14 protein-coding genes are annotated in these 19,815 nt (G+C 71.7%); 5 read left to right on the forward strand and 9 right to left on the reverse strand.

All coding sequences use genetic code 11. The features are described 5' to 3' along the window. Nucleotides 1-972 (forward strand): LacI family DNA-binding transcriptional regulator, encoded by a 972-nt coding sequence (locus tag AB0J71_RS05135; protein ID WP_352325287.1) that lies wholly within the window; start codon nt 1-3, stop codon nt 970-972. Further along, on the forward strand, nt 959-2,272 hold the full coding sequence (locus AB0J71_RS05140) for a serine/threonine-protein kinase (protein WP_364412866.1): 1,314 nt from the start codon (nt 959-961) through the stop codon (nt 2,270-2,272). Before AB0J71_RS05135 ends, AB0J71_RS05140 begins: the two co-directional genes overlap by 14 nt. A 71-nt stretch (nt 2,273-2,343) precedes the next feature. Here AB0J71_RS05140 and AB0J71_RS05145 read toward each other — a convergent pair whose 3' ends face one another. Beyond that, on the reverse strand, nt 2,344-3,705 hold the full coding sequence (locus AB0J71_RS05145) for a cellulose binding domain-containing protein (protein ID WP_364412868.1): 1,362 nt from the start codon (nt 3,703-3,705) through the stop codon (nt 2,344-2,346). A gap of 267 nt (nt 3,706-3,972) precedes the next feature. On the opposite strand from AB0J71_RS05145, the gene AB0J71_RS05150 reads away from it, so the two are divergent. Beyond that, nucleotides 3,973-5,046, forward strand: coding sequence for a lytic polysaccharide monooxygenase (locus tag AB0J71_RS05150; protein ID WP_352325291.1), 1,074 nt, complete (start codon nt 3,973-3,975; stop codon nt 5,044-5,046). Further along, the gene (locus AB0J71_RS05155; RefSeq protein ID WP_364388885.1) at nt 5,043-5,564 is read left to right on the forward strand and encodes a hypothetical protein; all 522 of its coding nucleotides are present in this window, start codon (nt 5,043-5,045) and stop codon (nt 5,562-5,564) included. The genes AB0J71_RS05150 and AB0J71_RS05155 overlap by 4 nt, the downstream gene beginning before the upstream one ends. Nucleotides 5,565-5,696: 132 nt before the next feature. Here the strand turns inward: AB0J71_RS05155 and AB0J71_RS05160 are convergent, their stop codons facing one another. The 3 genes from AB0J71_RS05160 to AB0J71_RS05170 all read right to left on the reverse strand — a co-directional run bounded on the left by AB0J71_RS05160 (nt 5,697) and on the right by AB0J71_RS05170 (nt 12,742). Continuing rightward, nucleotides 5,697-7,286, reverse strand: a complete 1,590-nt coding sequence (locus AB0J71_RS05160; RefSeq protein ID WP_364412871.1) for a cellulase family glycosylhydrolase — start codon at nt 7,284-7,286, stop codon at nt 5,697-5,699. A gap of 75 nt (nt 7,287-7,361) precedes the next feature. After that, nucleotides 7,362-9,842 (reverse strand): glycoside hydrolase family 9 protein, encoded by a 2,481-nt coding sequence (locus tag AB0J71_RS05165; protein WP_364412874.1) that lies wholly within the window; start codon nt 9,840-9,842, stop codon nt 7,362-7,364. Between the two features lie 11 nt (nt 9,843-9,853). Then, entirely contained in the window at nt 9,854-12,742 is a 2,889-nt protein-coding gene (locus AB0J71_RS05170; protein ID WP_364412877.1) for a glycoside hydrolase family 48 protein, read from the reverse strand. Between the two features lie 366 nt (nt 12,743-13,108). Between AB0J71_RS05170 and AB0J71_RS05175 the strand changes: the two genes are divergently transcribed. After that, nucleotides 13,109-15,421, forward strand: a complete 2,313-nt coding sequence (locus AB0J71_RS05175) for a glycoside hydrolase family 6 protein (protein WP_364412880.1) — start codon at nt 13,109-13,111, stop codon at nt 15,419-15,421. Between the two features lie 130 nt (nt 15,422-15,551). Here the strand turns inward: AB0J71_RS05175 and AB0J71_RS05180 are convergent, their stop codons facing one another. The 5 genes from AB0J71_RS05180 to AB0J71_RS05200 form a co-directional block, all read right to left on the reverse strand. After that, nucleotides 15,552-15,950 carry a DUF1992 domain-containing protein gene (locus tag AB0J71_RS05180; RefSeq protein WP_352323008.1) on the reverse strand — a complete coding sequence of 133 codons (399 nt, stop codon included), beginning with the start codon at nt 15,948-15,950 and terminating at the stop codon, nt 15,552-15,554. Between the two features lie 14 nt (nt 15,951-15,964). Further along, nucleotides 15,965-16,864 carry a dihydropteroate synthase gene (gene folP, locus AB0J71_RS05185; RefSeq protein ID WP_352323007.1) on the reverse strand — a complete coding sequence of 300 codons (900 nt, stop codon included), beginning with the start codon at nt 16,862-16,864 and terminating at the stop codon, nt 15,965-15,967. Nucleotides 16,865-16,973: 109 nt separating this feature from the next. Further along, nucleotides 16,974-17,438, reverse strand: a complete 465-nt coding sequence (locus AB0J71_RS05190) for an ATP-binding protein (RefSeq protein WP_352323006.1) — start codon at nt 17,436-17,438, stop codon at nt 16,974-16,976. 97 nt (nt 17,439-17,535) lie between these two features. Beyond that, entirely contained in the window at nt 17,536-18,585 is a 1,050-nt protein-coding gene (locus AB0J71_RS05195; RefSeq protein WP_352323005.1) for an NAD-dependent epimerase/dehydratase family protein, read from the reverse strand. 41 nt (nt 18,586-18,626) lie between these two features. After that, nucleotides 18,627-19,808, reverse strand: coding sequence for a zinc-dependent alcohol dehydrogenase (locus AB0J71_RS05200; protein WP_352323004.1), 1,182 nt, complete (start codon nt 19,806-19,808; stop codon nt 18,627-18,629). Nucleotides 19,809-19,815 lie beyond the last annotated feature (7 nt).

A 19,815-nucleotide genomic window follows, 5' to 3' on the forward strand; every position in this document is an offset into this window, starting at 1 on the left:
ATGACCGAGCAGCCCACACTGGCACAGGTGGCGGCCGCTGCAGGGGTTTCCCCCGCGACCGCATCTCGAGTCCTCACGGGCTCGGTGCGGGTCAGTACCTCGACCCGCCGGCAAGTCTACGACGCCGTCTCCCGCATGGGCTACGTCCGACAACGCGCGCCCAGGGGCAGCGCCGCCAAGACGCTGACCGACGGCGTCACGGCGGTGATCTGCGACCATCTCCCCCGCCTGTTCTCCGAGCCCTACTACGCCAGGCTCCTGTCCGCCGCCGGAGCGGTGATCGCCGAGCACGGCACCCACCTCATGGTGACGACCGTGACGCCCACCTCCTCCACGCTGCCCGCGCTGTCGGGCGCCGTCCTCATCGTCGGCGCGCGAGAACGCCATCCGCTGGCCATCAAGCTGTCCACCGCCGGCATCCCGGTCCGCAACATCGGCCGGCCGCCCCACGACCTCAAACTCCCCTACGCCGACGTGGACAACCTCGACGGCGGCCGGCAGGCGGCCGAGCACCTGCTGTTACAGGGCCGCAGGAACGTGGCGGCCATCGGCGGCCCGCCCTCCCTGCCCGCCGCCCGCGACCGGCTCGAAGGGCTCGTCCGCACCCTGCGGTCGGCCGGCGCCCCCGACGTGCCCGTGGCCTACGGCGACTTCACCGCGGCCTCGGGCACGCACGCCATGCAGTGGCTGTTACGCCACGCGCCCGGCCTCGACGCCGTCTTCGTCGCCTCCGACCTGATGGCGGCCGGCGCGATCCAGGCCCTGCGCCGGGCCGGCCGCAAGGTGCCCGCGGACGTCGCCGTGATCGGCTTCGACGACGCCCCCGTGGCCCGGCACACCGTCCCGGCGCTGACCACCATCCGCCAGCCCGTCGAGGAGCTCGCCACGGTCGCCACCCGCCTGCTGCTGACCGGGGCGACGGGGATCGACCCCGTCCTGCCCACGGAACTGGTCATCCGTGAGTCAGCTTGAGCCGGGGGACGTGCTGGCCCGGCGGTACCTGCTGCTGGACCCGCTGGCCCACGGCGGCATGTCGGTCATCTGGCGTGCCTTCGACCAGTCGTTGCAGCGGCTGGTCGCGGTCAAGGTGCTGACCGCCTCCCTCCACACCGACCACGGCGAACGCGTCCGGGTGCGCAGCGAAGCCCGTGCCGCGGCCCGGTTCATCCACCGGGACTCGATCGAGATCTACGACTACGGCGAGACCGTCACCGCGAAGGGCGGCGTGGCCGCGTACGTCGTGATGCCCCTGCTCGACGGCACCCCGCTGGCCGAACGCATCGCCGAGGGGCCGCTGCCGTGGACCGAGGCGGCGGCCATCGCCCTGCGGCTGGCCCGCGTGCTGATGGCCGGGCACGCCCGCGGCCTGGTCCACCGGGACGTCACCGCCGAGAACGTGCTGCTCACCGCCGACGGCCCCAAGCTGCTCGACTTCGGCATCGCGGCCTGGGCCGGCGACCCCGACGACGACCGCGGCACCCCGCCCTACGTCGCCCCAGAACGCCTCCTCGCCGCCCCCACCCACCCGGCCGTGGACGTGTACGCCCTGGGCGTGCTGCTGTTCGCCATGCTCACCGGGCGCACCCCGTACCCGGAGACGACGTGGGAGGAGATCGAGGCGGCGCGCCGGACCGATCCCCCGCCCCGGGTGACCGGCGTGCCGCACGGCGTCGCCTCGCTCTGCCAGAGCTGCCTGGCGCACCTGCCCGAGGAGCGGCCCACGGCCGAGCAGATCGTCGCGGCGCTGACCTCGGCGCTCGGCACGGCCGGGATCGCCCGGCAGGTGCGGCGCGGGCTGACGGCGGCGGGGTCGGCGCTGCTGGCGCTCACCGTGCTGCTGTGGTTCCAGCGGTCCGAGCCGGAGCCGGTGTTGTCGCCGCAGGTCACACCATCCGTCACGCCCCCCGTCACGCCCCCCGTCACGCCATCTGTCACGCCCCCCGTCACGCCCTCCGTCACGCCGGCCGCCTCGGCGTCGGCCTCGCGGGCGCTGCGGAGCTCGCCGGCCGGGCCGCTCACCGTCGAGCAGGCCGTGGACGGCTTCCACGACACGCTCGAAGACGGCGAACCGTGCGACACGACCGACGCGGACGTGGTGCTCGACCTGAAGCAGGTGCTGGACTCGCTGGTCCGCGGGCCCGTGGTCACCGGCACGGCCGAGGTGCGGCGCAAGGTCGCCGACCGGGCCAGGGAGGGCCGCCTGGCCCCCGCCTGCCGGGCGGAGCTGGAGGCCAGGCTCAAGGTGATCGACCGGGCCATGAAGCCCGGCTGAGGGGTACGGCGGGACCCTCTCCCCTCACGCCCGCCGGATCAGGCGCAGCCGCACCCCTCGCGCCCGCGGGGTCAGGCGCAGGCGTACCCCGAGGGCACCCGTGTGTCGCCGTCGGGCCGGGCGGCCTGGAAGCCGAACGTCGTGCTCGCGTTCGGGGCCAGGGTGCCGTTGTAGGGGAGGTTCCGCACGGTCACGGCGCCGCCGCTGACGGAGACGTTCGCGCCCCACGAGCCGGCGACCGTGTGGCCCGGCGGGAGCGTGAAGGTGACGGTCCAGCCGTTCAGGGTGGCGGTGCCGCGGTTGGTGACGGTGACCGGCTGGATGACGTAGCCGTTGCTCCAGGCGTTCTGCGTGGTCGCGGTCACGGCGCAGCCGCCTCCGCCGCCGCTCTGGGTGGTGACCGTGACGGCCGCGGACTCGGGTGAGAGGTTGCCGGCGCCGTCGCGGGCCCTGACGCGGTAGCGGTAGGTGGTGGCGGGGGTCAGGCCGGTGTCGGTGTAGGAGGTCGTGGCGCTGGTGCCGACCTGGGTGAAGGTGTCGCCGGTGGCGCGCAGGATGTCGTAGCCGGCCAGGCCGCTGCCGCCGGTGTCGGTGGAGGCGCCCCACGTCAGGGTGGTCGCGGCGGCGGTCGTGCCGGAGGCGGCCGGCGTGCCCGGCGTGGACGGCGGCGTCCGGTCGGTGGTGCCGCCGCCCGAGCCGAAGGTGAAGGAGTCCACGGCCAGCCCCGCGCCGCCCACCCAGGGCTCGAACCCGGCCTGGACGCTGGTCAGGTACCACGAACGCTGGGCGTAACCGCGGCTGACGGCGTCGGAGTAGAAGGTGTCGACGGCGAAGTCGAGCGAGGAGGTCGCCGAGGTGCGCACGTAGGAGACGACGTTCCAGCCGATGTTGCCGTACCAGACCTGCCAGGTGCCGCCGGCCAGGGTCGCCGTGCCGATCTGGGAGCCGACCGGCTGGATCGGGCCGCGCTTGTTGAGCCAGATCATCACCTCCGCGCCGGTGTTCTGGCCGTCGGTGCGCGGGGTGGGGTCGAACCAGATGTCGTAGGCGGCGTCCCAGGTCCCGGAGGCGGGGTAGGTCATGGCGACCGTGGACCTCAGCGCGCCGAAGCTCGCCGAGCTCGCCTGCGCGGGCAGGCCGCTGCCGGTGGTGCAGGCGGCGTAGTGGCAGCCGGCGTAGACGGCCGGGTAGGCGGCGGGGGCGCCGTTCGTGGCCTTGTCGTGGTCGGCGCGGGTGACGGTGAAGCCGCCGTTCTGGTTGACGTCTATGCATTGCGCGGTGTCGGCGCCCCAGACGTTGTTCATGACAATGTAGCGGCCGTTCTGGACGGTGGCCGAGGCCCACTTCTCGCACAGCACCGGGGCGGCCTGCGCCGGTGCCGCGAGCAGGCCGGCGCCGAGTGACGCCGCGACGGCCAGGATGATGATCTGCACGCGCCTCATGGCATGTTGCTCCCGCTTCTCTGGTCGAGGGAGGTACTGGGAGCGCTCCCATCGTTCAGCGTCCCGGCGTCGCCCCTCGTACGGCAAGCGGCCGGCCCGCGCCCGCCGGCCCGGTGCCGGGCCACCAGGGCAACCGTGACCGAGATCGGCTGAAAGTTTCACACCGCGTTGTCGGGACGGCGCCGCCCATGGTTCAATGCGCTGGCCGGGCGGGCTGATCGTGGGCGTTCCTGTGTTCCCCTGCGCGAAGGAATCCCCATGAAACACTTTCGGACGGCGGCGCTCACCGCCGCCCTGGTCCTGCTGGCCACCGTCCTGATCGCGCCGCCGCAGGCGCAGGCCCACGGCGTGTCCATGTTCCCCGGCGCCAGAACCTTCCTGTGCTGGCAGGACGGCCTGCGCGAGAACGGCCAGATCCAGTCCTACAACCCGGCCTGCGCGGCGGCCGTCGCCCAGAGCGGCGCGACCCCGCTCTACAACTGGTTCGCCGTGCTGCGTTCCGACGGCGCCGGGCGCACCAGCGGCTTCATCCCCGACGGTCAGCTCTGCAGCGGCGGCACCGGCGGCCCCTACGACTTCACCGCCTACAACGCCGTCCGCTCCGACTGGCCGCTGACCCACCTGACGTCGGGCGCGAGCATCCAGATGCGGCACAGCAACTGGGCCCAGCACCCCGGCACCTTCGTCTACTACGTCACCAAGAACGGCTGGAACCCCGACGGCCCGCTCAAGTGGTCGGACCTGGAGTCGTTCGGCAGCGTCACCAACCCGCCCGCCAGCGGCGGCCCCGGCGGGCTCAACTACTACTACTGGAACGCCCAGCTCCCCTCCGGCAAGACCGGACGGCACATCATCTACACCCACTGGATCCGCTCCGACAGCAACGAGAACTTCTACAGCTGCTCCGACGTCGTCTTCGACGGCGGCAACGGCCAGGTCACCGGCGTCGGCCCCGGCGGCGGCACGCCTTCGGGCACGCCCACGTCCACCCCGACGATCACCCCGACGGTGACCCCGCCCCCCGGCGGCTGCACCGCCACCTGGAAGGCCACCGACACCGGCTGGGCCGGCCACTTCCAGGGCGAGGTGACGGTGAAGAACACCGGCACGACGTCACTGAACGGCTGGACGGTCAAGTGGACCTACCCCGGCGGCCAGGGCTTCGACGGCGCCCCCTGGAACGGCGTCCTGTCGTCCCAGCCGCCGAACGTCTCCGTCAGGAACGCCTCCTACAACGGTCAGCTCGCGCCGAACGCGTCCACCACGTTCGGCTTCAACGCCACCGGCTCGATCCCGAGCCCCGCACCCGCGCTGACCTGCACGAGCCCGTGACCGGAGCACGTCGCGGGAAGATCGCGGCAGGCGTCGCCCTGGCCGGCCTGGCGCTGGCCGGGGCGACGCTGTTCGCCGCCCACCAGGAGTCGGCGCGGCTCGACCAGGAGCTCGCCGCCCAGGTGACGCTGATACTCGAACGGGCCACCCCTGAGGAGCACCACGACCACGGGCACGGCTTCGGATCGCGGGTGGTGTGCGCGGTGGAGCCGTTCGGCACGGACCCGCCGGACGCCGCCGGCCTGGCCGAGGTGCGCTGGGTCTACGCCCGGCACCTGTGCGCGATCGTCGGCGAGAGCCGCGACTGGGCGATGTCCGTCCGGGCCTCGGGGCCCATCGCCGTCCGGCTGGGCGTGCCGCCGCAGGTCAAGGTGCCGGCCGCCGGGCCCGGATATCCGGAGCGGGTCCGGGCGCTGATCCCCGCGCGTTACCACGACGAGGCGTTCGCCGACTTCTCGGACGAGGCGGCCATCGACGCGGCCCGCGAACGTTTCTCCCACGCCCAGGACCCGCGCTGACCGCGTCCAAGGCCGGGACACGGCGGGCGGCGCAAACGGACGCGGCCGGCTGGGGGTTCGCCGGCCGCGTCCGTCCCATCCGGGCGGGATGGTGTCGCGGGCAGGATCAGCTGATCGGCCTCACCTCCTTCTCTAGCCGGCGCAGGTGTAGCCGGACGGAACGGACGTGTCGCCGTTCGGACGACCGGCCTGGACCCCGAAAGCGGTGGCGGCGCCGGGCGCGAGCGTGCCGTTGTAGCTCAGGTTCCGCGCCGTCACGGTCCGCCCGCTGACCGTCACCGCGGCGTTCCAGAAGCCGGTCACGGTGTGGCCGGCGGGCAGCGTGAACGTCACCGTCCAGCCGTTCCTGGTGGCCGTGCCGGTGTTGGTCACCGTGACGGGCTGCAGGACGTACCCGTTGCCCCACTGGCTCTGGACGGTCCCCACGGCCGTGCAGCCGCCGTCGCCGCCGCCGGCCAGGGTGGTGAAGGCGGCCGTGGGCGAGGCGGCCGACTGGTTGCCCGCCGCGTCCCTGGCCTTGACGTGCACCTGGTAGGCGGTCGAGGGCGACAGGCCGGTCAGGGTGATCGAGGTGGTGGCCGTCGCCCCGAGCGGGACGCCGGCCGAGGTGTAGACGTCGTACCCGGTCACGCCCACGTTGTCGGTGGCGGCCGGCCAGGTCAGGGTGGCGCCGGACGAGGTGACGTTCGAGGCCGCCGGGGCGCCGGGGGCGCTCGGCGGGGTCGGGTCGGTGGTTCCGCCGTAGACGGACGCCGGCCGGGCCGTGGCGGCGATGCCGTTGGCGCCGTTGAACAGCCGCTGCCCCCACGGGGTGAGCCGGGTGACGTCGAAGCCGGTGACCTGGTCGAGGTACTCGACGCCGCCGCCGTTGCCGCTCCACGACCAGCCGAGGTAGCCCAGGCCGCGGCTCACGGCCTGGGCCATGATCGTGTCCTCGTCGGGGTCGCCGTCGGAGTGGTTGACCCCGAACTCGCCGATGACCAGCGGCAGCCCGGCCGCCCGGAACGCGTCCAGGTACGACGTGATCTCGGCGGCGGTGTCGTAGACGCCGTACATGTGCACGGAGAAGATCGTGTTCTTGTCGGGGTCGGCGGCGAGGACGGACGCGGCGTTGTCCCGCATGACGTTCTGCCAGTCCTGGCCCCAGGCGGGGGCGTCCACCATCAGCGCGTGGTGGATGCCGTTGGCGCGCAGCTTGGTGATCGCGGCCTTGGTGGCCTCGGCCCAGCCGGGCGTGGTGGCGTTGTTGCCGATCGGCTCGTTGCCGATGTTGACGACGACGTAGTCCTCCTGTCCGGCCAGGGCGCTCTTGACGCTGATCCAGTAGTCGGCGGCCTGGTCGAGCGTGTACGCGCCGCTCTGCTCGCCGTACCCGGTGGTGTCGTGGTCCTCCAGCACGCAGATGAGCTTGTTCTGCTTGCACAGGGAGACCACGCCGGCCACGTCGGAGGTGGAGTTGGCGCTCCACCGGCCGCCGCTGAGCACGACGCGCACGGTGTTGGCCTTCAGCGACCTGATGTCGGCGAACGCCTTGGTCCGGGCCGGGTACCAGGTGTGGGCGTGGCTGGTGCCGCGCATCACGAACTCCTGGCCGTTGCCTTCCAGGATCTTCGTGCCGCTCACGTGGATGCCGGTGGCGGCCCGCGCCGCGGTGCCCGGCAGGATCAGGGAGGCGGCCACGAGCGCGGCGGCGAGCGCCGGCGCGGTGAAGGGTGATCGCATGTGCTGCCTTTCCCTGAGCCGGTGGATCCGCCCCCGCCCCTGCTCGGTGGCCGGGGCGAGGGCGGGGTCGGGGGCTCAGGCGGGGGTGCAGGTGATGGCGGGGGTGGACGGCGTGCCGTTGGCGATGAAGCCGAACGTGGTCGTGGCGCCGGCGGCGAGCCCGCCGTTCCACGTCTCGTTCCTGACGGACACGGACGAGCCGGTCTGGGTGAGCTTGCCGCCCCAGAGCTGGGTGATCTGGTTGGCCGACGTCCAGGCGGCCGTCCAGCCCATGATGGCCGCCGGGCCGGCGTTCCTGACGGTCACCTCGGCCTGGTACGCGCCGCCCCAGGAGTTGGTGACCTTGAACGTGGCCGCGCAGCCGCCCTGGGGCGGGTCGGCGGTCGTGAACGACGTGCCGTCGGACGGGGTCGAGCTGTTGCCCGCCGCGTCCCTGGCCACCACCGAGACCGTGTACGCCGTCGCCGGGCTGAGCCCGGCCAGGTCGTACGAGGTGCCGGTGGCCGTGCCCGCCTTGGCGGCTCCCAGGTAGACGTCGTAACCGGTCACTCCCACGTTGTCCGTGGAGGCCGTCCAGCTCAGCTTCGCCGCCGTGCCCGTGATCCCGGAGACCGCGGGTTTGCCCGGCTTGCTGGGCGCTGTCGTGTCCTGCTCCTCCGGACCCGGGGGCTCACCCCAGATCTTGGTGGCGCCGCTGTAGAGGGTGATGTTCTTCGTCTGCACCGGCGTCGCGCCCGGCGTGGCCGGGATGCCCTGGTACGACCAGTCGTCGGCCGGGTTCCAGGCGCCCGCGCTGGTGATCCTGAACTGCACCTCCCTGCGGTGCTGCGACTGCCCGGCCGGGGCGATGGCCTGCCCCGAGCAGTCGATGTCCACGTAGAGCACGCTCCCGCCGGCCGAGCCGAGCGTGGGGGCCTTGCACTGCGTGTAGGCCGACGACACGCTGATCTGCGAGGCGGTCGTCGAGCCGTCGAGGGTGAAGTAGTAGCGGAACGAGCCGTCCGACAGGACCCGGGCGGGCCAGGCCGACTGGTTGCGCACGATGGCCTTGATCTCGGTGAAGTTCGTGCCGGAGGCGTTCACGCCGGCCTCGACGAAGATCTCCGGGCCGTCCGGGGTCTCGGCGGGCGGGAAGTTCGCCGCGGGCGCTCCCCCGTACTCCTTGTAGAGCCGGGCCAGCGCGCTGGTGAAGCCGGCGTTGTAGTCGGTCGCGACCTCGTTCATCACGTAGTCGTCGCGTTTGTCGGCGTAGACGTCGTCGGGGTCGGGCGGGCCGCCGACCAGCGCGCCGTACAGGGTGTGGCGGCTGTTGACCGGGTTGGTGATCTGGTCGGTCCACGAGCCGTGCGCGGTGCGGTGGTGCGGGTTCTTCGGCGGGTTGGCCCCGAACCCGATCAGGTACGAGGAGTTGCGCGGGTTGTCGCCGAGCGCGTAGTTGATCTGCCGGACCGCGAAGTCGTGGTAGCGGGCCTTGCGCTCGGGGTCGCTGATCGAGTCGCTGTGCACGAGCGCGACGAACGAGGTGTTGGCCGCGTACCGCAGCGACCCCCACCGGTCCAGCACGGCCTGGCCGCCCGGCGAGTATTTGACCTTGGAGCCGTTGACGCCGACCGTCCACCAGTCGAGCCAGCGGTCGGCGTCGTCCAGGTACTTCTGCTTGCCGGTGAGCTTGTGCAGCAGCACGTACGCGCCGTACGACTTGTCGTCCCAGGCGATCGTCCACTTGTACGACTTCGTCGTGGTCTGTGGTTCGTTGCCCAGGTTGTCGTAACCGGCCTCGGCCTTGGCCAGGTAGGCGGCGTCGTTCGTGGCCCGGTAGAGCCAGATCGCCCCCCAGACCAGCTCGTCGTTGTAGCCGCTCCAGGAGTTGTAGTAGCCCTGGGCGTCGCTGATGCAGTCGCTGTACTTCTTCCTGACCGTGTCGGCGAAGGAGTAGAGCTGCTTGGCGTGCGTCACCAGCTTGTCGGCATACGCCGGATCGGTCGGGCGGAAGACGATCGACGAGGCCGCCATCGCCGCCGCCGTCTCCCCCGCCAGGTCCGAGCCGCCGCAGGACGCGTCGATCTTGTAGGCGGGCCGGTTCATCTGCATGGCCTCGGCCGGCCCCCACCAGGCGTGGTCGGTGCCGCCGTTGCCGACCTGCCCGTACAACACGCTGGCCGACGGGTGGGCCTTGACGAAGTAGTCGTTGACGAACCTCAGGTTGTTCAGCAGGTGGGTGAGCTGGCCGGAGCCCGCGTAGGCGTCGCGGTACTCCACGCCGCCCCAGGCCAGCATCGTGGCCGAGAAGGCCATCGGGAAGCCGAACTTGACGTGGTCGCCCGCGTCGTACCAGCCTCCGGTCAGGTCCAGCCCGGCGTCCTTGCCGTCGTTCAGGCCCGAGTCGCCGCGCCAGGAGACGCGGTTCCAGGCGGGCAGGTCGCCCGACTGCTGGGCCTCGTAGAACCACAGCGACTTCTGCAGCGCCTCACCGTAGGCGAAGGCGGGCGCGGCCGCGTGGGCCACCGGCCCCACCCCTGCGAGCAGGGGCAGGACCAGCGACGCCGCGGCGATCATCGCCGGCTTTCTCACGGGAAGAGCCGCCCGTACTCGGCCAGGGCCACGGCCACGTCCACCTGCGCCCAGAAGCGGTGGTAGTTGAACGTCGGAGCCGGGCCGGTGCCCTGGAGGTAGGCGTTCACCTCGGGCCAGTCGGGGTCGTTCTTGTAGAACGACCTGATGGACATGAACGTCGAGCTGGAGTTGATCGTGTCGCCGTTCGGCATCTTGCCGGTCCAGCCCGGGGGCACGTAGACCGGGTCGTTCAGCCGCTTGTAGTCGGTCTTGGTCTCCGACACCGACACGCCCTTGGCGTCGCGGTTCTTCCACACGCCGTCCAGCAGCGCCTTGGCCATGGTCCTGGCCGCGGCGTTGTTCGCCTTGGCCGCGTAGTACATCAGGGCCTTGGCGTACGAGCCGGCCACGCCGACGTCGTTGGTGTAGTCGGCGACCGTCACGTGCAGGCCGGGGTTGGCCGGCGGCATGCCGCTCGTGGCGCTGAAGTCACCGGCGGGCTGGCCGGTCCACTTCAGCGTCGACGGCATCTCGTACGTGCCGTCCGCGTTGATCTTGGTGTTGGCCATCGCCCAGGTGACCCACTTGTCCAGCAGCGCCTTGGCGTCGGCGTTGCCCGAGGCGTAGTAGAGCTCGGCCACCCGCTCCATGGTCCACGCCTGGAACCCGAACCACTGGTTCGACGGCGGGTCGTGGTAGACGGGCTGCCAGTCGTAGGTCATGCCGTGGAACTTCGGCAGCCCGGCCGGCGGGCTGGCGTAGTGGCCCTCCCAGCTGTTGGTCGCGCCGCCCGCGATGGCGCCCTCGGCCGACTGCAGCCAGGTGTAGAACTGCAGCTGGCGGGTCAGGCTGGTGCTCCAGTCGGCCGCGCCGGTGCCGCTCTTGGGCTTCAGCTCGGCCACGTTGGCCAGCGCCCAGGCCGCGAGCGGGTTCTGGTAGCCGGAGTGGTTGTGGCTGGAGCCGATGCGCCAGGCCCAGCCTGCGCTGGTGTCGCTCGCGCCGCCCCAGGCGTAGTACCAGGACAGCAGGTAGTTGGAGGCGTCCTTGCCGGTGCCCGCGGCACACGAGGTGCTGGTGCAGCCGGGCTTCTTGAAGTACTTGTCGTACATCGCGTACCGCAGGTAGTCGCCCATCTTGGCGGCCTTGGCGACCGACGTGGAGATCTGCGACTCCTTGCCCTGCTGCTTGGCCCACGTCTGCGCCCAGTACGCCGCCTGGACGGCCCGCGCGTCGGCGTCGGGGGCGTTGGTGTACTTCCACTGCTTGGCGTAGTTGCTGTCCTTGGTGAACAGGTCGAGGTAGCCGTTGGGGCCGCCGAACTTGAACGTGTCGCAGGACGGCTGCGGGATGGTCTCGAAGACCGACTCCTCCGGGCCGCGCTGGTAGGTGTTGATGTAGGTGTTCTTGCTCGTGCCGTCGCCGCAGCGGCCGAAGCCGTAGGTGTTGTCGACGTCGAGCAGCCAGTGCATGCCGTAGACGTCACTGGTGTTGTACGCGCTCTTCAGCTCGTTGGCCAGCGGGTCCGAGCCCACGGACACCCCGGAGTCGAGCTGCGTCGGGTACTGCTTGATGTCGTTCCACTCACCGGCGTACGTGGCCGGCTTGGCGGGGTTGTAGAAGGAGTTCGTCGGCTGGTCGGCGGTCGAGGGGATGATGTACTTCTCCATCGAGGCCCACGCGTTGTTGAACTTCGCCCAGTCGCCGGTCACCTGCCCGTAGGTCGCCTCCAGCCACAGGTAGTAGCTGTAGGCCTCGGACGTGGTCTCGTGCCCGTGGTCGGGCGCCTCGACCATGAACGTCTCCACCGAGTGGTACGGCACGCCGTCGGGCGAGAAGTACCCGTTGGCCGGGTCGTGCAGTTCGTTGTACATCTCGACGAACCGCTTGACGTACTCGTTGTCGCCGCCCAGGTCGTCGTCCGCCTCGCTGGCGGTGACCTTGACCGGGGTGTAGCCGGTCGCGCTCACCGTGAACTCGGCGGTGCCGCTGGTGGTGTCGGCGTCGTCCGCCGCCGCCAGGGTGACGTTCTGGACGGTGTTCCAGTTGGCCGGGGTGAAGGTGAGCGAGCCGCCCGCGCTGACGGTCAGGTCGGCGTCGCCGCTGGTGCGGGCGGTGGTGACGGTCACGTTCGCGGCGGGCGCCTGCGAGAGCTTCACGCCGAAGCCCGCGGTCCCCTTCTCCGGCACGGAGATCGTGGTCGGGCTCACCACGAGGGCGGGCCCGGTGTCCTGCGCGACGGTGATCCCGACGGGGGCCGAGGTCGTGGTCGCGCCGCCGTTGTCGGTGGCCTTCGCGGTGATCGAGTAGCTGCCCGCGGCCACGTTCTGCCAGGTGTAGCCGTACGGCGCCGAGGTGTCGGTGCCGAGCAGCGTGGAGCCCTGGTAGAAGTCGACCTTGGAGACCGTGCCGTCGGTGTCGGCGGCGTTCGCGGCGATGGCCACGGTGGCCGGGGCGGTGAACGTCTGGCCGGCGGTGGGCGAGGTCAGCGCGACCGTGGGCGGGGTGTTGGCGCCGCCGCAGGTCACGCCGTTCACGGTGAACGAGGTCGGGCTCGGGTTGCTGCCCGTCCAGGTGCCGTTGAAGCCGAGCGTGGTCGAGGCGCCGGTGGCCAGGCTGCCGTTCCACGGCATGTTGGTCGCCGTGACGTGGGTGCCCGACTGCGTCCAGTTGGCGCTCCAGCCGGTGGGCGTGTACTTCTGGCCCGCGGTCGGGAAGTCGAAGCCCAGCGTCCACGAGGTGATCGGGTCGCCGGTGTTCTTCAGGGTCAGGTTGGCGGTGAACCCGCCCTGGCCGGGGCCGCTCGTCCACTGGTTGGCGGTGTACGTCACGTCGCAGGCGACGGCCGCGTGCGCGGGCAGCGCCGCGAGGGTCGTGGTCGTGCCCGCCGCGAGCACGAGCGTCACGGCTGCGGCGAGCCGCCTCGACAGGCGGGAAAGGCGGGAAGGAGGTCTGTGTTTCAAGGGATCTCCATGGGAGTAGGGGGTGTGGGAGCGCTCCCAAGGGGGATTGTGGGTGACCGGCGGCGTATGTCAACGGATCGCCCGTCCGCCGGCCCCCGCGTTTCCTCTCACCAGGCTGCCGATGATGAAAGTTTCATCCACGTTACGGGGCATTCGGCGAGCATGCGGCCCGGGAACGCCCGCCGCGGAGCCGCACTCATTTACAGGGCCGGGAGGGCGTCTCACTATGGGAGCGCTCCCAGCCAACTGACGTTCTGGAGATGATCGCTAGTGAGACTCCACAGCGGCCCACGCCGATGGGCCGTGACCATGACCGCCGCGAGCGTCGCGGCCCTCGGGCTCGTCGTCGGCCAGACCACGGCCGCCAGCGCCGCGGTGAACTGCGACGTGACCTACTCCGCCAACTCGTGGACGAGCAGCCCCGGTCAGGGCGGTTTCACCGCGAACATCACGTTGAAGAACACCGGCGACCCGATCACCTCGTGGACGCTGGGCTTCGACTTCCCCGACACCGGCCAGAAGTACACCCCGACCGGCTGGAGCGCCAACTGGACGCAGTCGGGCACGCACGTCACCGCGACGAACATGCCCTACAACGGCAGCCTGGCCACCGGCGCCTCCACCACCATGGGCTTCAACGGCACCTGGACGGGCAGCAACAACCCGCCCACCTCCTTCACCGTGAACGGCGTGACCTGCGGCGGCGTCAACCCCACCACCCCCGCGGTGGTCACCTCCGCCAGCTCGGTCGCGGTCAACGAGGGCGGCACCGCCACCTTCACCGCCAAGCTGTCCGCCGCCCCCTCCTCCAACGTCACCGTCACCACCCAGCGGACCAGCGGTGACACCGACCTGACCGTCAGCGCGGGCGGCTCGCTCACCTTCACGCCCGCCAACTGGAACACCGCCCAGACGGTCACCCTGGCCGCCGCCCAGGACGCCGACACCACCGCGGGCACGGCGGCCTTCTCCGTCGGCGGCACCGGCGTCACCTCGGCCACCGTCAACGCCACCGAGGTGGACGACGACGCGGTCGTGGAGCAGGCGCTGCTCGTGACGCCCACGTCGGTGACCGTGCCCGAGGGCGGGACGGCGGCGTACACGGTCAAGCTGGCCGCGCAGCCGTCCGCGAACGTGACCGTCACCTCGACGGCGGGCAGCGGCGACGCCGACCTGACCGTCTCCGCCGGCGGCTCGCTCACCTTCACGCCCGCCAACTGGAACACCGCCCAGACGGTCACCCTGGCCGCCGCCCAGGACGCCGACACGGCCAACGGCACCCGTCCCTTCACGGTCGCCGCCACCGGCCTGACCAGCAAGACGGTCACCGCCACCGAGGCCGACGACGACGGCCAGCCGCCCACCGGCCACGTGGAGAACCCGTACGCCGGCGCCACCGGCTACGTGAACCCGCAGTGGAAGGCCAAGGCCGCGGCCGAGCCCGGCGGCGCCGCCGTCGCCAACACCTCCACCGCCGTGTGGCTGGACCGCATCGCGGCCATCGCCGGCTCCTCCTCGGCCATGGGCCTCCAAGCCCACCTGGACGAGGCCGTGGCCCAGGACGCGCTCAACGGCTCGGCCCCGCTGACCGTGCAGTTCGTCGTCTACGACCTGCCCAACCGCGACTGCTCGGCGCTGGCCTCCAACGGCGAGCTGCTGATCGCCGAGAACGGCTTCAACCGCTACAAGGCCGAGTACATCGACGTGATCGCGAACATCCTGCGCGACCCCAAGTACGCCAACCTGCGCATCGTCACGATCATCGAGCCCGACTCGCTGCCCAACCTGATCACCAACATCAACAACTTCCCGAAGTGCGCCGAGGCCAACGGGCCCGGCGGCTACATCGACGGCGTCCGGTACGCGCTCAACAAGCTGCACGCCATCACCAACGTCTACACCTACGTGGACGCCGCCCACCACGCCTGGCTCGGCTGGGACTCGAACTTCGGCCCCGCCGTGAACCTCTTCTACAACATGGCCGCGGGCACCACGGCCGGCGTGGACAGCGTGGACGGCTTCATCGTCAACACCGCCAACTACTCCGCCACCAAGGAGCCGTACTTTACGATCAACACCATGGTGAACGGCCAGACCGTCCGCCAGTCCAAGTGGATCGACTGGAACTACTACGTGGACGAGTCCACCTTCGCCACGGCTCTGCGCACCGCGCTGGTCAACAAGGGCTTCAAGTCCGGGCTCGGCATGCTGGTCGACACCTCGCGCAACGGCTGGGGCGGCACCGCCCGTCCGAGCGGCGCGAGCACCTCGACGGACGTGAACACCTTCGTCAACCAGTCACGCGTCGACCGGCGCATCCACGCCGGCAACTGGTGCAACCAGAGCGGCGCGGGTCTCGGCGCGCGGCCGACGGCCAGCCCCGAGGCCGGTTTCGACGCCTACGTCTGGATCAAGCCGCCGGGCGAGTCCGACGGCGCCAGCACCGACATCCCGAACGACGAGGGCAAGAAGTTCGACCGGATGTGCGACCCGACCTACACCGGCAACAACCTCAACGGCAACAACATGTCGGGCGCCCTCGGCGGCGCCCCGCTGTCCGGCCAGTGGTTCTCCGCCCAGTTCCAGGAGCTGGTCAGGAACGCCTACCCGCCGGTCAGCTAGCTCACCGAGCCGGCCGGGGGCTCCGGGGCCCCCGGCCTCCGACCGAGGGGCCCGCCTGACCCGGGCCCCTCGTCCGGCGAAGGGGCCCGGGCCGGCGCCCGGGCCCCTTCCGCATCGGCGGGTGCGCCGCTCAGCGGCTCGCGCGCCACTCCGACACGACGTGATCGACGTCGAAGGGCATCAGGTTGAGCGGCGGCCCCGGCAGGCCCTTCCTGATCGCCTCGCGGATCTTCTCGTTGACCTCTTCGAGGATCTGCCGCACCTCGGTCTCGGACCGGGCCCCGCGGGCCTGCCGCAGCGCCTCCTCGGCCTCCTTGCGCAGCGCCAGCGTCGGGGGCAGCGGCATGGACAGCCCCTCGCTCTCCAGCTTCTGCTTGATCCACCACATCTCGTCGTGCGGCCGGTCGAGGCCGGGCAGCGGCTTGCCCGCGCCCGGCAGGTCGTCGAACTCCCCACGCTCGGCCGCCTCGCGGATCTGCCGGTCGATCCAGCTCTCGAACGGCATGCCCGCCGGCTTGCGGTCGGTCACGGACGCGGCTCCTCTCAGGCCAGGTTGTGGCTCGGCGCGACCGGCCCGCGCCAGCCGAGCACGGCCTCGGTCATGCGCACGGACGCCACCGTCGCGGCGACGTCGTGCACCCGCAGGATCCGGGCGCCCTTGAGGATGGAGACGACGTTCGCGGCGATCGTCCCCTCCTTGCGCTCACCCTGCGGACGGTCGATGGTCTCGCCGATGAAGTCCTTGTTCGACAGCGCGACCAGGGTGGGATAGCCGATCGCGGTGATCTCCTCCAGCCGCCGGGTCAGCTCCAGGGAGTGGAAGGTGTTCTTGTTCAGGTCGTGGCCCGGGTCGATGATGATCCGGTCGGGGGCGATGCCGGCCTTGAGCGCGAAGGCGACCCGCTCGCGCAGGAAGCCGGCGACCTCGGCGACGACGTCGTCGTAGCTCGGGCGGAAGACCCGCCGGCCGGGGCCGCCGAGGCTGTGGGTGACGACCACGCTGGCGCCGGTCTCGGCCGCGACCTCGGCCAGGCCGGGCTCGCGCAGGCCGTTGGTGTCGTTGATGACGTCGGCGCCGGCCTCGACGGCCGCCCTGGCGACCTCGGGGCGGTGGGTGTCGACCGAGATGACGGCGTCGGTGGCGGCCCTGACCTCGGCGATCACCGGGACCACCCGCTCGATCTCCTCCTCGACGCCGATCGCGGCCTGGGCGGCGCTGAAGGCGAACCCGCCGATGTCCACCCAGTCGGCGCCCTCCTCGACGGCCCGCGCGCAGGCCGCGACCGCGCGGTCGAGCTCGTACGTGCGCCCCTGGTCGTGGAAGGAGTTGGGGGTCCTGTTGACGATGGCCATGATGGCGATCTGGCGTTCGAAATCGAACTCCCGCCGCCCGATGCGGCGGACCGGGGAGATGATCTCGGGGGGATTGTTTCCGCCGCTCACGTAGTGGCCCCTTCCGTCTCCTGCCGAGCCTACCCGGGGCCGTGGCAGCGCGGTCGGGCGCGGTCGGGCACGGTCGGGCACGGTCGGGCACGGTCGGGCGCGCCCGCGCTCAGACCGGGAAGTGCCCGGAGGGCCCGCCGCCGCCGGTGACCCGGATCCGTTTCATGGAGCTCGGCGGGACGGACGCGTGCGGCAGCCGCATGGTGAGCCGGACCGTGGTGCCGTCCGGGCCGGTGCGGACGTCCACGACGTCGCACAACCGCCGGATCAGGTAGATGCCGCGGCCGGTGTAGGAGAGGCTGGACGGCTGGACGTCCCCGTCGAGGTAGGCCTGCGGGATGCCCGTCCCCTGGTCCGTCGTCTCCGAGCGGATGACGCCGTCGACCGTCCACAACGTCAGGTGCCCGCGCCCGCCCGCGTGCTCCACGGCGTTGACCACGCTCTCGTGCACGGCGAGCACGAAGTCGTCGAGCCGGCCGTCGCGCAGCCCGCTGCTCTCCGCCTGCTCGGCGACCGCGCGGCGCAGCTTGGTGACGTCGTGGAGGGTGAAGACCTGGGTCAGGAGAAGGGCCATGGCGCTCCTTCGTGTCGTCACGACACGCAGGCCACGCCTCTGGACCTTGCGTAGAGAACCGTCCCCTTCCCCGGCCGGGCGGCCCTACACCTGCGGATCAGGGATGGGTGCCGACCCCTGTGGCCAGCTCCTTGACCCGGCCCAGCGGGCCGCCGTCGGGGGCCAGCGGCGGGGTCTCCATGCCGGCGCCGTCGTGCAGGCCGTCCAGCAGCTCGCGCATGGCGTCCCAGGAGGAGTGCCGCGGCCGCCAGCCCAGGACGTCCCTGGCCCTGTCGGTCTTCATGACGGGGATGCGCAGGGCCAGTTCGAGCAGGCCGGGCGAGGCGGGCACCAGCCGCAGGTGCCAGCCGGCCGACATCAGCGTCCTGGCCAGCCAGGGCGTGACCGGTATCGTCCGCGTGCCGAGGAGTTTGGCCAGGTCGGCGGGGTCGAGCACGGGTTCGGCGGCCAGGTTGAAGGCCCCCGACACCGTCCTGGTCACCGCCAGCCGGTACGCCTCGGCCGCGTCGTCGGCGTGCAGCACCTGGAGCCGCAGTCCGGGCACGTCGGGCACGAACGGGATGCGGCCGGGCCGGATCAGCCGGCGCGGCAGGAACGGCCCGGCGAACAGGCGGCGCTGCTCGGTGGCCGCCGCCCGCTGGAAGATGAACCCCGGCCGCATCCGCACCACGCGGATCGCCGGGTGGTCGTGCTCGAAGACGTCGAGCACCCGCTCGACGTACGCCTTCTCCCGGCCGTACGCGGCGCCCGGCCAGCCGTGCGTGGGCCAGCTCTCGTCCACCGGACGGTCCTTGGGGCCCGGCGAGTACGCGCCGACCGAGGAGGCGTGGACCAGCGCGGGCACCCCGGCCTCGGCCACCGCGCGGAACACCCGCATGCTGCCCAGCACGTTCGCCCGCCAGGTCACGGCCGGGTCCCTGGTGGGCTGGAACAGCCACGCGAGGTGCACGACGGCGTCGGCGCCCTCGAAGATGCGGGACAGGTCGCCGGTGGCGACGTCGGCCTGCCGCCACTCGGTGCGGTCGATGCGCCATCCCGGCAGCCGGCGGGCCACGCCCACGATCGACGTCACGTTGTCATCCGCGGCGAGCGCGCGTACGACGCTCGTGCCGACATTGCCGGTAGCCCCGACCACCACGACTCTCATGACCGCACCGCTGCCCGCGCTCCGGAGGGTGAAACCCCTGGTCAGGGCTGTAGCACGAGCTTTATCGCACCGTCCGCCTTCTTCTGGAACATCTCGTACGCCTGCGGCGCCTCCTCCAGCGGCATGCGGTGGGTGGTCAGGTCCATGACGCCGAGCGGGTCGGAGTCGTCGGTGACCAGCGGCATGATCCGGTTGATCCACCGCCGCACGTGGGCCTGGCCCATCCGCAGCGTGATGCCCTTGTCGAACATGCGCAGCATCGGCATCGGGTCGGTCATGCCGCCGTAGACGCCGATGACGGAGATGACGCCGCCCCGGCGGACGGTGTCGATGGCCTGGTTGAGCGCGGCCAGCCGGTCGACGCCCGCGTGGGACATCAGCGGCGCGGCCACCGCGTCGGGCAGCAGCCCGGTGAGCGTCTGGGCGATCTTGGCGGCCGGCGAGCCGTGGGCCTCCATGCCGACGGCGTCGATCACCGAGTCGGTGCCGCGGCCCGAGGTGAGCTCGCGGATCGCCCCGGGCACGTCGGAGGTCTCGCTGCCGTCCACGACCTCGATGCCGTGGCGGCGGGCCATCTCCAGGCGTTCGGTGACGCCGTCCACGCCGATCACGCGGTGGCCGAGGTGGCGGGCGATGCGGGCGCACATCTGGCCGATGGGGCCGAGGCCGAAGACGGTGAGGCTGCCGCCGTCCGGGATCTCCGCGTAGTCCACGGCCTGCCAGGCGGTCGGCAGCACGTCGGACAGGAACAGGAAGCGCTCGTCCGGCGGGCCCTCGGGCACCTTGATCGGGCCGAACTGGGCCTCGGGCACGCGCAGGTACTCGGCCTGGCCGCCGGGCACCTGGCCGTACAGCCTGGTGTAGCCGAACAGCGCGGCGCCCATGCCCTGCTCCTTCACCTGCGTGGTCTCGCACTGCGCGTACAGCTCCAGGCCGCACATGTGGCAGTGGCCGCAGGCGATGTTGAACGGGATGACCACGCGGTCGCCGGGTTTGATGTCGGTGACGGCGGCCCCGACGGCCTCGACGACGCCCATGGGCTCGTGGCCGAGGATGTCGCCCTCGGCCATGAAGGGCCCGAGCACCTCGTACAGGTGCAGGTCGGAGCCGCAGATGCCGGTGCTGGTCACCCTGATCACCGCGTCGTTGGGCTCCTTGATGGCCGGATCGGGGACCTCCTCGACCCGTACGTCCCGCTTGCCGTGCCAGGTGACGGCCTTCATGACGCCT

The sequence above is a fragment of the Nonomuraea sp. NPDC049637 genome, assembly GCF_040675235.1.
Classification (GTDB): Bacteria; Actinomycetota; Actinomycetes; order Streptosporangiales; family Streptosporangiaceae; genus Nonomuraea.

What these genes read in the sequence shown, in the direction of transcription:
- AB0J71_RS05135 (WP_352325287.1), top strand. Translation starts at nt 1, where the DNA reads ATGACCGAGCAGCCCACACTGGCACAGGTGGCGGCCGCTGCAGGGGTT.
- AB0J71_RS05150 (WP_352325291.1), top strand. Translation starts at nt 3,973, where the DNA reads ATGAAACACTTTCGGACGGCGGCGCTCACCGCCGCCCTGGTCCTGCTG.
- AB0J71_RS05160 (WP_364412871.1), bottom strand. Translation starts at nt 7,286, where the DNA reads ATGCGATCACCCTTCACCGCGCCGGCGCTCGCCGCCGCGCTCGTGGCC.
- AB0J71_RS05165 (WP_364412874.1), bottom strand. Translation starts at nt 9,842, where the DNA reads ATGATCGCCGCGGCGTCGCTGGTCCTGCCCCTGCTCGCAGGGGTGGGG.
- AB0J71_RS05175 (WP_364412880.1), top strand. Translation starts at nt 13,109, where the DNA reads ATGACCGCCGCGAGCGTCGCGGCCCTCGGGCTCGTCGTCGGCCAGACC.
- AB0J71_RS05190 (WP_352323006.1), bottom strand. Translation starts at nt 17,438, where the DNA reads ATGGCCCTTCTCCTGACCCAGGTCTTCACCCTCCACGACGTCACCAAG.
- AB0J71_RS05195 (WP_352323005.1), bottom strand. Translation starts at nt 18,585, where the DNA reads ATGAGAGTCGTGGTGGTCGGGGCTACCGGCAATGTCGGCACGAGCGTC.
- AB0J71_RS05200 (WP_352323004.1), bottom strand. Translation starts at nt 19,808, where the DNA reads ATGAAGGCCGTCACCTGGCACGGCAAGCGGGACGTACGGGTCGAGGAG.